Origin of the sequence: Kribbella capetownensis, assembly GCF_004331485.1 — a bacterium.
In the GTDB taxonomy this organism is placed as follows: domain Bacteria; phylum Actinomycetota; class Actinomycetes; order Propionibacteriales; family Kribbellaceae; genus Kribbella; species Kribbella capetownensis.
Map to the genome: position 1 here is coordinate 134,571 of NZ_SJKD01000015.1, position 14,249 is coordinate 148,819.

The 14,249-nt window shown below is 68.2% G+C and carries 15 protein-coding genes; 11 read left to right on the forward strand and 4 right to left on the reverse strand.

Going from position 1 to position 14,249, the window contains the following annotated elements; genetic code table 11:
• Positions 1-3 precede the first annotated feature (3 nt).
• The 7 genes from E0H75_RS40860 to E0H75_RS40890 all read left to right on the forward strand — a co-directional run bounded on the left by E0H75_RS40860 (position 4) and on the right by E0H75_RS40890 (position 6,473).
• On the forward strand, positions 4-558 hold the full coding sequence (locus E0H75_RS40860; protein ID WP_238163564.1) for a TetR/AcrR family transcriptional regulator: 555 nt from the start codon (positions 4-6) through the stop codon (positions 556-558).
• Positions 551-1,261, forward strand: a complete 711-nt coding sequence (locus tag E0H75_RS40865) for an ABC transporter ATP-binding protein (protein WP_131519096.1) — start codon at positions 551-553, stop codon at positions 1,259-1,261. The genes E0H75_RS40860 and E0H75_RS40865 overlap by 8 nt, the downstream gene beginning before the upstream one ends.
• Complete coding sequence (locus E0H75_RS40870; RefSeq protein WP_131519097.1) at positions 1,258-2,013, forward strand: ABC transporter permease; 756 nt, start codon at positions 1,258-1,260, stop codon at positions 2,011-2,013. The genes E0H75_RS40865 and E0H75_RS40870 overlap by 4 nt, the downstream gene beginning before the upstream one ends.
• Before the next feature lie 93 nt (positions 2,014-2,106).
• Positions 2,107-2,772 (forward strand): TetR/AcrR family transcriptional regulator, encoded by a 666-nt coding sequence (locus E0H75_RS40875; protein ID WP_131519098.1) that lies wholly within the window; start codon positions 2,107-2,109, stop codon positions 2,770-2,772.
• A gap of 86 nt (positions 2,773-2,858) precedes the next feature.
• On the forward strand, positions 2,859-3,773 hold the full coding sequence (locus E0H75_RS40880) for an ABC transporter ATP-binding protein (RefSeq protein WP_131519099.1): 915 nt from the start codon (positions 2,859-2,861) through the stop codon (positions 3,771-3,773).
• Positions 3,770-5,383, forward strand: coding sequence for an ABC transporter permease (locus E0H75_RS40885; RefSeq protein ID WP_238163565.1), 1,614 nt, complete (start codon positions 3,770-3,772; stop codon positions 5,381-5,383). Before E0H75_RS40880 ends, E0H75_RS40885 begins: the two co-directional genes overlap by 4 nt.
• A 109-nt stretch (positions 5,384-5,492) precedes the next feature.
• Entirely contained in the window at positions 5,493-6,473 is a 981-nt protein-coding gene (locus tag E0H75_RS40890) for a calcium/sodium antiporter (protein WP_131519100.1), read from the forward strand.
• Positions 6,474-6,496: 23 nt separating this feature from the next.
• Here E0H75_RS40890 and ppgK read toward each other — a convergent pair whose 3' ends face one another.
• Positions 6,497-7,249, reverse strand: a complete 753-nt coding sequence (gene ppgK, locus E0H75_RS40895) for a polyphosphate--glucose phosphotransferase (protein ID WP_131519101.1) — start codon at positions 7,247-7,249, stop codon at positions 6,497-6,499.
• Between the two features lie 81 nt (positions 7,250-7,330).
• Entirely contained in the window at positions 7,331-9,622 is a 2,292-nt protein-coding gene (locus E0H75_RS40900; RefSeq protein WP_165554423.1) for a BTAD domain-containing putative transcriptional regulator, read from the reverse strand.
• 519 nt (positions 9,623-10,141) lie between these two features.
• Here E0H75_RS40900 and E0H75_RS40905 point away from each other — a divergent pair.
• The 4 genes from E0H75_RS40905 to E0H75_RS40920 all read left to right on the forward strand — a co-directional run bounded on the left by E0H75_RS40905 (position 10,142) and on the right by E0H75_RS40920 (position 13,509).
• On the forward strand, positions 10,142-10,672 hold the full coding sequence (locus tag E0H75_RS40905) for a hypothetical protein (protein ID WP_131519103.1): 531 nt from the start codon (positions 10,142-10,144) through the stop codon (positions 10,670-10,672).
• Positions 10,673-10,802: 130 nt separating this feature from the next.
• Entirely contained in the window at positions 10,803-12,071 is a 1,269-nt protein-coding gene (locus E0H75_RS40910) for an MFS transporter (protein WP_131519104.1), read from the forward strand.
• 68 nt (positions 12,072-12,139) lie between these two features.
• On the forward strand, positions 12,140-12,655 hold the full coding sequence (locus E0H75_RS40915; protein WP_202873431.1) for a GNAT family N-acetyltransferase: 516 nt from the start codon (positions 12,140-12,142) through the stop codon (positions 12,653-12,655).
• Entirely contained in the window at positions 12,652-13,509 is an 858-nt protein-coding gene (locus tag E0H75_RS40920) for a GNAT family N-acetyltransferase (protein ID WP_165554425.1), read from the forward strand. Before E0H75_RS40915 ends, E0H75_RS40920 begins: the two co-directional genes overlap by 4 nt.
• Before the next feature lie 60 nt (positions 13,510-13,569).
• On the opposite strand, the gene E0H75_RS40925 is transcribed toward E0H75_RS40920, so the two are convergent.
• Entirely contained in the window at positions 13,570-13,866 is a 297-nt protein-coding gene (locus E0H75_RS40925) for a putative quinol monooxygenase (protein ID WP_131519105.1), read from the reverse strand.
• A 53-nt stretch (positions 13,867-13,919) separates the two neighbouring features.
• Positions 13,920-14,249, reverse strand: a 330-nt coding sequence (locus tag E0H75_RS40930; RefSeq protein ID WP_272948981.1) for a methyltransferase, incomplete at its 5' end; no start/stop codon positions are given.

A 14,249-nucleotide genomic window follows, 5' to 3' on the forward strand; every position in this document is an offset into this window, starting at 1 on the left:
GCTGTGGGTGCCAGGGCGGAGCGGACGCGTGAACGGTTGCTGGCCGCGGCGCTGGAGCTGTTCATCGAGCGCGGGTACGACGGAACCAGCGTCGGCGAGATCGCCGCGCGCGCAGGGGTCACAGAGATGACGTTCTTCCGGCACTTCCCCGGCAAGGCGAGCCTGCTCGTGGACGATCCGTACGATCCCGTGATCGGTGCATCGATCCGTGCGCAGCCGGCGAGTCTTGATCCGATCAGCCGTGCGGCTCGCGGAGTCCGGGCAGCGTGGCGCGAGATTCCGCCAGCGTCGGTCGAAGACGTACGGGTACGGCTCCGCATCGTTGCCCGGACTCCGGCACTGCGTGCGGGCATCGCTGCCGGTACTGCCGCGACCGCGGCGATGATCGCGGAGGCTCTGACCGACGGCACGACCACCCGGACGGCGGCACTGATCGCGGCGAACGCCGTCATGGGTGCGCTCAACACCGCCCTGCTCGAGTGGAGCATGACCGACGACGATGACCTCGGCCAGGCGATCGTGTGCGCGCTGGACGTCTTGGAAGGCCGCCATGGCTGACGCGGTCGATGCACGTGGTCTGGTGCGCACGTTCGACGACGGCACCGGCGTACGGGGCGTCGATATCCGGGTCGCGCCGGGCGAGATCCACGCGCTGGTCGGCCTGAACGGTGCCGGGAAGTCCACACTCATGCGGCTTCTGCTGGGAATGCTCAAGCCGGACCGCGGCACCGTCGCGATCGCCGGCCGCAGTCTCGAAGGAGCCGACTGGACGACTGTCGGACACCTCGTCGACTACCCGTTGGCCTACGGCGAGCTGACGTGCCGGCAAAACCTCGCCCTCGGCGCCAGACTCCACGGCGTCGCCCCGGCCGCCATCGAAGGCATCGTCGACGCCGCCATCGAGGAGTTGCATCTCGGCCAGTACGCCGGACGCCGGGCCGGCAAACTGTCGCTCGGCAACAAGCAGCGCCTCGGCCTCGCGTCCGCGCTGCAACACAGCCCCAGATTCATCGTGCTGGACGAACCGACCAACACCCTCGACCCGGCCGGCGTGATTCTGCTCCGCGAGGCACTGCTGCGCCGCTCGGATACAGGAGCAGGTGTGTTCGTCAGCAGCCATCACCTCGACGAAGTGGCCCGGGTGGCCGACCGAATCTCGGTCCTGAACGCTGGGCGGATCATCGGAACACTTGATCCACACGGCATCGACATCGAGCGCTCCTTCTTCGAGCTCGTTCACAGTGACGACGTGACCGCATGATCACCGGGCTCGTCACAGAGTTCACCAAGCTCGCTCACGCGACCGTCGTACGCGTCACCTCGGTGCTGATCGTGCTCGGGATCTCCCTCATCTGCTCCTCGATGCTGTTCGCCGTCCATACCGACGACCCTCAGCTGGCCGCGAAGCTCGGGCCGCTCATCGACCCGGGCGGATGGGCCGGGTACTTCGCCGTCGCCGTGCAGGTGACCGGAGCTGCCGGGCTGGTCGGGTACGGCGTCGTACTGAGCTGGCTGTTCAGCCGCGAGTTCGCTGACGGCACCATCGCCGGCCTGTTCGCCATCCCGGTGTCTCGACGGACCCTGGCCGCAGCCAAGCTCGTGGTCTACCTGACCTGGGGAGCCGTGACCGCGGCCGCACTGCTCCTCGCCCTGATCCTTCTCGGGCTGGCGGCCGGGCTCGGCCCGATTCCCGCCGACGTCGTGCCATGGATGGGACGCCAGTTCGCTCTGTCCCTCTTCAGCATCGTCATCGCCACACCGGCCGCGTGGGCGGCCACCGTCGGCAGATCGGTCCTCGCCGGAATCGCGACCGCCATCGTCATCCTGGTGACGTCCCAGGTCTCCGTGCTCACCGGAGCCGGCGGGTGGTATCCCTTCGCCACGCCGGCCCTGTGGGCAATCCACAGCGACATGGCGGTCACGCCGCTCCAACTCAGCCTCATCGCCCCGGTTGTCGCCGCCGCGGTCGCCCTCACCCTCCAGTCCTGGAAGAACCTCCAACTCGACCGATAGCAAGGTCGGCCTGCCCTGGTCGCCCGTGCGCCGCGTGATTGCCGCGGACACAAGTGGTTGCGCTGTCATTGAACACTCGTTTAGGCTTTGAACGTGCGTTCAACGCGAGCCTCGGAGAGCGAGCCGCCCGTCGGTACGGCGGTTCGGATCCGTGATGCCGCGATCCGGCGGTTCGGTCGGGACGGGTTCTCGGCCGGGCTGCGGGCGGTGGCGGCCGATGCCGGGGTGACCGCAGGCCTGGTCGTGCACCATTTCGGGTCGAAGGACGGTCTGCGCGCGGCCTGCGACGGGTACGTGCTGGAGTTCATCCACTCCGAGAAGATGAAGGCGACGACGCGGAGCGTGAATGCGATCGCGCAACTCGCCGAGGTCGAGCAGTACGCGCCGTACGCCATGTACGCCCTGCGCAGCATCCAGGCCGGTGGCGAGCTCGGGAAGGTCTTCGTCGACCGGATGGCCAAAGACGCCGAGGACTACCTGGAGGCCGGCGTACAGTCCGGCATGATCCGGCCCAGCCGCGACCCGGCCGCCCGGGCCCGGTGGCTGACGTACCAGCACACCGGCTCGATGCTGTTGTGGATGTCCCTGCACGGCAGGGCGGTGGAGGTCGACGACTTCCGGGCGGAGCTGCGCCGGATGTCCGACGAGGTCACGTTGCCCGCGCTGGAGCTGTTCACTGACGGCTTGTTCGTCGACCGGACGATGCTCGACGACTACCTGATGTACGTCCCTGACCCGCCGGCCGCCGGCCAGCAGTAGCACGCGCGGACACGGCGCCGCGACGTCGGCGCCCTCTGACGACATCACGCCGGGAGCACCCCGGAAAACTCTGGAGAGGTTCAGCAATGCCTGCTGCCCTGGAGATCTCGCAATTGCACAAGTCCTTCGGTCAGGTGAAGGCCCTGGACGGACTCGACCTGTCCGTCCCGACCGGTCAGGTGGCCGGGTTCCTGGGCCCGAACGGGGCCGGCAAGTCCACCACGATCCGGGTCCTGCTCGGTCTGCTGCGCGCCGACTCCGGCGACGTCTCGGTGCTCGGCAAGCACCCGTGGATCGACGCCGTCGCCCTGCACCGCCGGCTCGCCTATGTTCCCGGTGACGTGAGCCTGTGGCCGAACCTGACCGGCGGCGAAGCGATCGATCTGCTGTCCCGCCTGCGCGGTGGGCCGGACAAGGCCCGCAAGAACGAACTGCTGGAGCGGTTCGAACTCGACCCGACGAAGAAGGGCCGCACGTACAGCAAGGGAAACCGGCAGAAGGTCGCCCTCGTCGCGGCACTCGCCGCCGACGTCGAACTGCTCGTCCTCGACGAACCCACCTCGGGTCTCGACCCGCTGATGGAGACCGTCTTCCAGGACTGCATCGGCGAGGCGAAGAAGGCCGGGCGTGCGGTGCTGCTGTCCAGCCACATCCTCGCCGAGGTCGAGAAGCTCTGCGACACCGTCACCATCATCCGCAACGGCCGCGCCGTCCAGTCCGGGACGCTGGCCGAGCTGCGGCATCTGACCCGTACGACGATCACCGCCACCCTCGACCATCAACCGGCCGCGCTGGCGGCGCTCGGCGGCGTCCACGATCTGCGGTACGACGACAGCCAAGCCACCCTCGCCGTCACCTTCGACGTCGACGCCGACGAGATGCCCGCCGTGATCCGGCAGCTCGGGCAGTTCGGCGTACGCACGCTGCACAGCGCGCCGCCGTCGCTGGAGCAGCTGTTCCTGCGCCAGTACGGCGACGACCTGGTCGGAGCCGACTCATGAACTCAGTCATGAACGAGGACCTGACCGCCACGGGCACACTGGTGCGTTTCGCGCTCCGCAGAGACAGGGTGAAACTGCCCATCTGGATCGGCGCCATCGGGCTCGGCATGCTGTACGCCGTCAGCGCCCTGCCGACCGTCTACAGCACACCCGCGGAACGACAGGTCCGCGCCGGACTGATGGACTCCCCCGCGGCCAAGATGATGTCCGGCCCCGGCTACGGGCTCGACAACTACACACTCGGCGCCATGATCACCAACGAGATGGTGCTCTACCTCGCCATCCCGGCCGCGATGATGAGCATCTTCCTCATCACCCGGCACACCCGCGCCGAGGAGGAAACCGGCCGCGCCGAACTGATCCGCTCGACCGTCGTCGGCCGGTACGCGGCCACCACGGCCGCGCTGATCGTCGCCGTGATCGCCAACACCGGAGTCGCGCTGCTCACCGCCTTGGCAATGCTCAGCGGCGATCTTCCCGCGACCGACTCGTTCGCCGTCGGAGCAGGTATCGGACTCACCGGGTTGTCGTTCGCCGGCATCGCCGTCGTCACCAGCCAACTGACCGAGCACTCGCGGGCCGCCTCGAGCCTCGCCATGGCCGCCGTCGGCGCCGCCTTCCTGCTGCGCGCTATCGGCGACGTCTCCAGGCCTGGCGGAAACCTGCTGTCCTGGCTGTCACCACTGGCCTGGACACAACAAGCCCGCCCGTTCGTCGACCTCCGCTGGTGGCCGCTGCTGCTCTCGGTCGCGGTCCTCGTCGTGACCGTCGCGATCGGCTATGCGGTGTCGGTACGGCGTGACGTCGGCGCCGGCCTGCTTCCGCCGAGGTTGGGCCGGGCCGAGGCCGCGCCGTCGCTGTCGACGCCCTTCGGACTGGCCGTTCGCCAGCAGCGCGCCGGTCTCATCGGCTGGGCGATCGGGCTGTTCGTCTTCGCCGTACCGATGGGCTCTCTCAGCGACTCCGTCATCGACGCCGTCGCGGACAACCCACAGCTGGGCGAGGTCTTCACCGCCAACGGGCAGGATCCGGTCGACGCCTTCTACTCCACGATGGCTCTGTTCTTCGCGCTGCTCGTCGGCGCGTTCGCCGTGATCTCCGTACTGCGACTGCGATCCGAGGAACGCACCGGCCACACCGAGGCGGCGCTGGCCACCTCGGTCGCCCGCCGGCACTGGTTCTTCGCGTGGGTCGGGTTCACGACGCTCGCGTCCGCCGCGCTGCTGATGATCAGCGGTGTCGGCGTCGGGCTGGGAGCGGCGAGCGGCGCCGCCGGACCCAGCACGATCGCCGAGCTCGCCTTCGGCACACTCGCGTTCCTCCCGGCCGTCATGGTCGTGGCAGGCGTGGCTGCAGCCCTGTTCGGCGTACGCCCGTCGGTCTCGGCGCTTGCCTGGATCGTCGTCGGGTACGCCGTCTTCTTCGGGATGTTCGGCGCCCTGCTCGACCTGCCGGACTGGATCAAGGACCTGTCCCCGTTCGCGCACACCACAGCGGCCCCACTCGCCGACCTGCCCGTCGTACCACTGCTCGTCCTCACCGGATTGGCGGCCGGCCTCGCCCTCGTCGGCAGTACGACCTTCCGCCATCGCGACATCGAAACCACCTGACGGCTCGGCACACTGCTAATCGGGTGCAGGGCGACGACAGTGCGGTGTACGGTGACCGTGGTGTGCCGGGAAGCCTGGTCGGCGTTGTCGCCGACGTTGGAGGTTCCCGATGGTGGTTCAGATCCTGCTTGCCGTGGCCGGCCTGGTGGTGCTGACCTTCGCAGCTGATCATCTCGTGCTTGGCTCGTCGCGGTTGGCGAAGCGAATCCGGATCAGCCCGGTCGTGGTCGGTGTCGTGGTCATCGGCCTCGGCACGTCGGCCCCCGAGTTTCTGGTCTCCGGCGTCGCCGCGGCGCGTGGGGACACCGGTCTTGCCGTGGGCAACATTGCAGGGTCGAACATCCTGAACCTGACGCTCGTCCTGGGGATCGCGGCGCTGGCCGGATCGGTTGCAGTGACGTCACAGGTGATCCGGCGCGAGGTACCGCTCGCGGTCGGCGCCGTCGTCCTGTTCTCGTTCCTTGCCTGGGCAGGCCTGCGCCCCATCACCGGCGCCGCTCTCGCCGTCACAGGGGTGGGAGCGATATTCCTCCTGCTCGGCTGGGCACGGCAGGGCCGCAGCAACGAAGAGATCGCCGACGACGCCGTGGAGTTCACGCACGCGGCAGCACAAATCGACGTACCCGTTGCCCCGTCGAGATTGCCGGCCTGGTTCGAACCGATCCGGGCCACACTGGGCCTGGCGGGTGTGCTGGCCGGCGCCCAACTGCTGGTCAGCAACGCGTCGGCGATCGCTGAGGATCTCGGGGTTCCGCAGGTCATCATCGGATTCACCTTGGTCGCCCTCGGGACGTCGTTGCCGGAGCTGGTCACCACTGTCCAGGCCCAACGCCGTGGCGAGTCGGACCTGGTCGTCGGCAACTTGTTCGGCAGCAACCTGTTCAACAGCCTGATCGGCGGCGCGGTGGTCGGATTCGCATCCGGCTCGGCCGCCCCGGCCAGGGCCGCTGTGGCACTGAGCGTCACGATGATCCTCACCGCCGGCCTCGCCTGGGTGCTCCTGCGCCGCGGTCTGGCCTTGACCCGAGTCGAAGCGCTAGCCCTTCTCGCCGCCTACGCCCTGACCATGCCGCTCCTGCTGTCCACGTAACGCCGGCCCGGGTTGTGGTCGGTCTACTCGGTGAACTTCTCGTGTGCGGCCATCGCTGCACCGACGATGCCGGCGTTGTTGAGTAGCTGCGCCGGCTTCACCGGGGTGGAGAGCTCGAGCAGCGGCACCCACTTGTGGGCGTTCTTGCTGACCCCGCCGCCGACCACGAACAGGTCGGGGGTGAACAGGTTCTCCACGTGCCGAAGGTATCGCTGCACCCGCTTGGCCCAGTCCTTGTACGACAGGCCCTCGTTGTCCTTCGCCGCCGAGGATGCCTTCTTCTCCGCGTCGTGCCCGTCCAGCTCGAGATGACCGAGCTCGGTGTTGGGCACGAGTTGGCCGTCGAGTAGCAGCGCGCTCCCGATCCCGGTGCCAAAGGTGAGCAGGATGACCACGCCGTCGACGCCTTTGGCCGCGCCGAACCGAGCCTCGGCGATACCGGCCGCGTCGGCATCGTTGAGCACGGTCACGTCGCAGTGGGTGGTGTCGGTGAGAACCTTGTCGACGTCGGTCCCGATCCAGCTCTTGTCGACGTTCGCGGCGCTCCTGGCCACCCCGTTCTTGATGACGGCCGGGAACGTCGCACCCAGCTCACCGGTCCACCCGGCCTCCTTGACCAGCCGGGCCACGACCGCGGCGACGAGCTCCGGGGTGGACGGGTTCGGCGTCAGGTACTTCACCCGTTCCGTGGCCAGGTCGCCCTTCTCCAGGTCGACGATGGCGCCTTTGATCCCGCTGCCGCCGATGTCGACCCCGAAAGCGGTCGAACTACTCATCCTGGGCACCTGATCTCTCCCCTCGCTCGCATGCTCGCCAGCCTGCCACACGCCTCGGACGCCCTCGGCGCCCGCTCCGCCTCATTCAGGCGCCTCGCTGAGGGTCTTCGATTGGTCGACGATCACCAGGTGGTCGGCGATCGAGTCCGGCAGAGGCTGCGGCAGCAGGCCTCGCTGACTCAGATCCTCCAGAGAGGTGAACGGGCCGCGCTGGGTCCGGTCGATGACGATCAGCGCGGCGTGCTGGGAAGAGATGCCGGGAACCCTGGCGAGAAGGGCGGCGGGGACGTGGTTCGGGTCGACCAGGCCGCCGTCGTCGAATGTCCGCGGGAGATCCGGGCGGCCGATGCCGAGCCGCTGCGCGTCCAGCGGCGAGCGAGCCGCGATCTCTCGGGCGACCCGGCGATGCGCTCCGGCAAGGCGGCGCTCCGCGGCGCTCGAGGCCGGTGCGACGATCACGGCCGCGTGCGCCGAGCAGGCCAGGAAGGGGAAGATCATCAGTGACATGCCGATGTCGTCCTGGATCCCGCTGAAGTCTTCCGGGCTCTGACTGAACAGGACAGCGCCAGTCCACTGCAGAGCGAAGTACGCGATCGCCGCGAGCCCCAGTAGACGGCTGCGACGCCGCCAGGCGAGCACGCCCATCATGGGTCCGCAGGCGAAGCCCCAGGTGAGGATCGGCAACGCCGCGGCCAGGATCTTCCAGCGGATGCGTTGTCCGCGGGTCCGTCTCGGAGCCGCAGCTCGCTCCCAGGAGGCGTCCGGCAATGCGGACGCCGGAATCGCTGGAATGGAGTTGCCTCCCTGCGACCTCTCGTCGTCAAGCAGCCTGGCGTACAGACTCTGCAGGTCCTGGCTGGGCTCGATCCCGTACTGATCGACCAGCAGCCGCCGGATCTCGGCGTACGCCGCGAGTGCCTCCGCACGCCTGCCACTGCGGAACAGCGCTTCCATCTGTACGGCGCGGAGCCGTTCACGGAGCGGGAACTCGTTGATCTGCGCAGGCAGCGACTCGATCAGGGCGTCGAGTCGTCCCAACGTCAGCAGGATCTCGGCGTGATCTTCCAAGGCGGATGCGCGGTCGTCGTTCAGGCGGTCCCGGGCGCTGTCGAAGACCGGCCCGACAAAGCCGCGCAAAGCCTCCCCGCGCCAGAGCCTGAGCGCCGACTCCAGCTCCTCAGCCGCCCTTTCCAGCTCACCACCGACTCGCAATTCGCGTGCTCGGGTGATCCGCCCGGTGAACTCGTCGAGATCGGAGCCTCTCGGTGGTACCTCGAGCCGGTAGCCGGCATCAGTGAGCGTCAGCACCTCCCCGGCACTCCGCGGAGCCCGGTCGGGGTCGAGTGCCTTCCGCAGACCTGCGACGTACTTCTGTACGACGTTCGACCCGTTGTCCGGTCGAGCGTCGTCCGGCCAGACTGCGGCCAGAATGCGCTCCGGCGTCACGGTCGAGTTGGCAGACAGGAGAAGCGTCGCCAGCACCCCTTGCTGCTTGCTCGAGCCGAGGTCGATCGGCTCGCCGTCCCGGCAGGCTCGGAGCGGACCGAGTACGTCGATGCGCACACAACCACCTGAGGTGAGTTGCTGGGAGGGGTCCGGCGTCGGAAGGAGATCCGGGGAGTTGTTGAGCAGGCGGTTGTGAAGGGTCTGCAGCTGAGCCGTCGGGGTCAGACCATGCATCTTCAGCAGCTGGGCGGTGGCGCGGTACGCCTCAAGCGCCTCGGCCTGGCGACCTGTGCGGTAGAGGGTCAGCATCTGCGCGGCGCGAAGGTTCTCACACAGCGGATGGCGCTCGATCAGACCGCTGAGGTCGGGCAGCAGACTCGCCTGGCGGCCTAGGTCCAGTTGAAGGTCGGCCCAGGTCTCGGCCGCATCCGCGTGGCGGCTCTCGAGCTCCAGGCGGACCTCGTCGAACACAGGCCCGCTGATTCCGGCCAGGGCCTCACTGCTGCGCCAGAGGCTCAGTGCACTGCGAACACTGGCAGCCGCCTCCTCGAGGTCTCCCATCGCCCGCTGCTGGTGCCCTTGCCGGACAAGCTCGTCGAATCGGTGGACGTCAGTGTCACCCCGTTCGACCGCGAGAACGTACCCGGCCGCCGTCAGTGTCAGGAGCTTCCCGCTGCTGCGCGGCGCACGCTCCGGCTCGAGCACCCGTCGCAGGCCGGCGATGTATTTCTGGACGACATTCGCGCCGTTGGCCGGGGGCGCACCCTGCCAGACAACGTCGACGATGCGCGCCGTCGACACGGGCCGATTCGCCGAGACCAGCAGGGTAGCGAGGACTGCGCGCTGCTTTGCCGCGCCGAGGTCGAGCGTCTCTTCGTCGCGCCGGGCACGAAGCGGTCCGAGGAGCTCAAACCGAATGACGCCCACGCCCACACCCCCCAACCTGCCGACTCGGCGCCGGGACAGCCCGTCTTCCGGCGGCTGCGCGACGTCCGGCCGCAGCACAGCAGTCTATCCGGCAGTGGGGCCGCAGTAGACGGCAGTGGAACCGCAGTACGGCGCACCAGAGTGTTCTCGTCACCGCTGCTCGTGGACATCGAAGAGCACCCGCGGCAGCAGCCGGACGTCACCGGCCGTCCCACCCCCGCGCCGGTCGTCACCGGCGAGAGAAAGCGAGAACTTGTCATGTCCTTTCCCTGGATTCGAGGCGGAGCCTGGGCAGGTACCGCGCTCTTGGCCACCGCACTGATCGCGTGCGACCCCGTCGGGAACACGATCACAACATCGACCACGCCATCGACCACCGCGGCTGCCCCCGCGAGCTCCCGGACGCCCAGTACGACGCCCGCGCCGCCCGACCTGTCCACCTTGCCCGCAGCCACTCTCCTCGCCCGGGCGAGAACAGCAGCGAGCGCCGCGTCGGGGCTGAGAGTCAAGGGCCTCCTGGTGGATGACACCGGAGACCTGCGACTCGATCTCCAACTCACGAAGAGCAGCGGTCAGGGCGCCTTCCTCGTCGCCGGGACGCCGGTCACCTATCGCGTCATCGGCAAGGACGTCTACATGCTCATGTCGGAAGCAACCATCCGGGCGATGGCGAAGACGGAGAAGGCCAGCGCAGCCGAGATCCGCGCGATGCTGTCCGTGCTGAAGAACAAGTGGATCAAGCCGTCCAAGATCGACGAGGACGGACAGAGCCTGATCGACCTGACCAAGCGGGACACGTTCTTGCAAGGCTTCTTCGGCGACATCGGTCACCCCGCGAAGACCGGAAAGAAGGTGGTGGACGGCGTGACCTCGGTCGGGTTGAGGGCGCAGGGCGCCACGCTCTGGGTCGACGTCCGCACCGCGCGACCGGTCCGCTTCCAGAACGACGCCGGCCGGGACTTCCTCACCTTCACCCAGTACGGCAAGGTTGCCGCTCCCAAGGCGCCGAAGCCGGACCAGATCCTCGACGGCAAGGACTTCGGGTTCTGATCCCAAGCCAACCTCGACGAAGGGCGAACGGACCTTCACAGGGGAAGGAGAAGGGGCCCAGCTGACGACTGGGCCCCTTCGTTCGTCGTCAGGGCCTGGTCAGAGCCACCATTGGCGTTTACTGGGGTCGATGAAAGCGCAGTGGCGTGTCCTGGCCGACCATCGGAACTTCCGGCGGTTGTTCGGCGGCGACTCGATCTCCCTGCTGGGATCGAGTGTGACGACCGTAGCGTTGCCCTTGACCGCGGTCCTGGTCCTCGGCGCATCGCCGGTACAGATGGGTTTGCTGGGAGCAGTCTCGTTCCTGCCGCACCTCGTCCTTGGCCTGCCGGCCGGGGTGTGGGTGGACCGGTTGTCGTATCGCCGAGTCATTGTCGGTGCTGACCTGTTGGCCGCCGCCGCGCTGACCGCCGTACCGATTCTGGCCGCGACGGGAGTGTTGCGAATGTGGCAGCTGTACGTCGTTGTCGTGATCACCGGGACCTGCAGCCTGTTCTCCGTGATCGCGGCCCAGTCGTTCGCGCCTCTGTTGGTCCCCCGCCGCGAACTGCTGACAGCCAACAGCGCGTTCGCGCTCAGCAATTCGGTCGTCGCCACCAGCGGCAGTGCCCTAGGCGGCGTCCTCGTCCAGCTCCTCACCGCCCCAGCAGCGATCGCTGTCGACGCTGCCTCGTTCCTGCTCTCGGCCATCTCAAAGGCGCGGATCACCGTCACGGGCCGATCGACTGCCGCCGGCCAGGCCAAAGAGTCGCTCTTCAAGGGCATCCGGGGCGGCTGGCGGGCAGCGCTCGAGCACCCGGCGCTACGGGCGACCACTGTCGCCGCCACTGTCGGCGCTTTGGCCGGTCAGATGCAGGTCGTGATCGTGGTGCTGTTCCTGGTCCGTGATCTCGGCTTGTCGGCTGGACTGGTCGGCCTGGTCATCGCGGTGGCCGGGGTCGCCGGAATCGTCGGCGCCAGCATCGGAGTACAGATCACCGGCCGGCTCGGTAACGGGCCCGCTTTCATCGTCGGGACGACGCTGTCGAGTCTGGCCGGGCTGGTGATGGCCGCGGCCGGAGGGCCGACGGCGCTGGCGTTGACGGTTGTGATCATCGCGCAACTCCTCCGCGGCTGGGGCCCAACGCTGTGGGGGATCAACCAGCAGACCATCCGCCAGATCCTGATCCCACCAGAACTCCTCGCCCGAACCCAGGCCACCTGGCGCTTCCTGGTCCACGGGATGCAACCGATCGGCGCCCTCCTCGGCGGCACCCTCGGCGCCCTGGCCGGATTCCGCGCCACCCTGGTGATCAGCAGCCTGATCATGCTGACCAGCACCACCCTCGCACTGCTCAGCCCACTACGAACCCTGCGCCAACTCCCGGACACCGAGACCCCGACACCCTCCCGTCACTGACCGCAGACGACGTACAGGATCCGGCAGGTGGCCGTGTAACGTTTCCGGTCCCTCGCGACACAGAGCCCATGTCGCAGTCGATGTCGGGCGCCGCAGAGGGGATCGCAATCATGGAAATGCTCGTCTATCGCTATGACCTCGACCGGCAGCCGCTGCGCCCGCTCTTCCGGGAGGCCGACGACTCCGAGCAACAGATCGACACCTACCTCGAGCTCGGTACCTTGTTCGTCGCCGAGGACGAAGGCGAGATCATCGGCCACCTTCAGCTGATCCCCGACAACGACACCGCCGAACTCAAGAGCATGGCGGTCGTCGAGAGTCGCCGCGGCGCGGGTGTCGGCCGGGCGCTGGTCCGGGCGGCGCTCGAACACTGCCGGCAGAACGCGGCGAAATGCCTCCTCGTCGCGACGGCTGCGGCCGACACCGGCAATCTGCGCTTCTACCAACGTCAAGGCTTCCGCATGCTCAGCGTCGAACGCGACGCGTTCGTCGCCTCGACCGGCTATCCCAGCGAAATCATCATCGACGGCATCCCACTGCGCGACCGGGTCTGGCTGGGGCAGGACCTGTCAGGAGAGTCATGAACACCCAACGGACACCTTTGTTCTGCGACGCTGACCTGGCGGAGCGGATCGAGCGGGTCGAGACCCAGCTCATCGAAGCAACCGCTCGCGCCGCACACCTCCGCCTCGCGGACGACCGCGGATTCCTGATCCCGGTCGCGGGCGGGATCGCGAGCTTCGCCACCGACGACTCGCCGTTCAACAAAGTCGTCGGGCTCGGATTCAGCGGCGTACCGACTGCTGACGAGCTCGAGGAGATCGAGCACGCGTACGCCGCCGTCGGCGCGCCGGTGCAGGTCGAGCTTCCGCACCTCGCCGACCCCGACATCGGCATCGCCCTCAGCCGGCGGGGATACCAGCTGGAGTCGTTCGAGAACGTGCTCGGCATCGTCGTCGAGGCCGAGTACGACGTCACACTGCCCGACGGGATCGAGGTCCGGCCGAGTGCCGACGAGGAGCTCGCCGTCTGGCTGAACCTGATGGCCGACGCGGTCGCCGTACCCGACACGCAGGGAGTCCCGTGGCGCGAGGAGTTCCCGCGCGACACCTACATCGAAGCCGAACGCGACGCGGCCTCAGCCGACATCATCCGCTACATCGCGCTGCTGAACGACGAGATCGCAGGTGGAGCCGGACTCCGCACAGCCGAAGGCGTCGCCCAGTTCGCCGGCGCCGCGACACTTCCCGCGCACCGCCGCCACGGCATCCAGTCCGCTCTGCTGTCCACCCGCCTCTCCGACGCCGCCACCGCGGGCTGCGACGTCGGTGTGATCACCACCCAACCCGCCTCGAAATCCCAGCAGAACGCCCAACGCAGCGGCTTTGACCTCCTCTACACCCGAGCCGTCCTCGTCAAGCACACCGATCCGTCCTGACCAGCCACCTGCCCACGCCACACGACGCACTGCCGACGAGACTCTCGATCCGGCCCTGCGCTACTTGACCGCGATGACGTCGATCGGCCGGATGTCCGCGTCGGCCGCGAGCAGCTCGGGACCGACCTGTCCGAGGGCGGCTGGGATCTGGCCGTTGACGTGGGCCTGCCGACCGTCCTCGTCGGCGAACGTGTCGAAGATCCCGAACGTCGTCGGCCCGAGCCGGAACGCGTACCAGGTGACGGTCCCCTCTTCGGCGACCGCGAGCTCCCGCCCCTTCTCGAGGAACGCGCGCAGTTCCTCTTCCTTACCCGGCTTGGCCTCCAACGTCGCCAGCAGCCCGCGGTCAACACTCATCTCGGTCGTCCTCTCGTGAGTTCCCTCCTCCGACCGTACTGCGCGCGAAGCCGTCAGGGTTTGTGGGCGATGACCGCGCCGTTTGCGCCCGGCGCCTCGAAGGCCACGGTCTGGACGTCTACGAAGCCGGTGGCGTGCAGCCAGTGCTCGTACTCGGCCGCGGTGTAGTTGCGACCGACCGTTTCGACCAACATGTTGAGGCTCATCAAGGCGGCGGCGGGTGGGCCGGTCTTCTCGTCGTTGACCAGCAACTCGCTGATCACGATCCGGCCGCCGGACGGCAGGGCCGCGAAACACTTGCGCAGGATCGCCAGGTCCTGCTCCGGCGTCCAGTCGTGCATGATCATGGACAGCAGTACGACGTCATGGCCCGCCGGGAGCTC

Coding starts and splice junctions, on each gene's coding strand:
- E0H75_RS40910 (WP_131519104.1), top strand. CDS start 10,803: ATGAAAGCGCAGTGGCGTGTCCTGGCCGACCATCGGAACTTCCGGCGG.
- E0H75_RS40870 (WP_131519097.1), top strand. CDS start 1,258: ATGATCACCGGGCTCGTCACAGAGTTCACCAAGCTCGCTCACGCGACC.
- E0H75_RS40890 (WP_131519100.1), top strand. CDS start 5,493: ATGGTGGTTCAGATCCTGCTTGCCGTGGCCGGCCTGGTGGTGCTGACC.
- E0H75_RS40920 (WP_165554425.1), top strand. CDS start 12,652: ATGAACACCCAACGGACACCTTTGTTCTGCGACGCTGACCTGGCGGAG.
- E0H75_RS40885 (WP_238163565.1), top strand. CDS start 3,770: ATGAACTCAGTCATGAACGAGGACCTGACCGCCACGGGCACACTGGTG.
- ppgK (WP_131519101.1), bottom strand. CDS start 7,249: ATGAGTAGTTCGACCGCTTTCGGGGTCGACATCGGCGGCAGCGGGATC.
- E0H75_RS40865 (WP_131519096.1), top strand. CDS start 551: ATGGCTGACGCGGTCGATGCACGTGGTCTGGTGCGCACGTTCGACGAC.
- E0H75_RS40880 (WP_131519099.1), top strand. CDS start 2,859: ATGCCTGCTGCCCTGGAGATCTCGCAATTGCACAAGTCCTTCGGTCAG.
- E0H75_RS40915 (WP_202873431.1), top strand. CDS start 12,140: ATGTCGCAGTCGATGTCGGGCGCCGCAGAGGGGATCGCAATCATGGAA.
- E0H75_RS40925 (WP_131519105.1), bottom strand. CDS start 13,866: ATGAGTGTTGACCGCGGGCTGCTGGCGACGTTGGAGGCCAAGCCGGGT.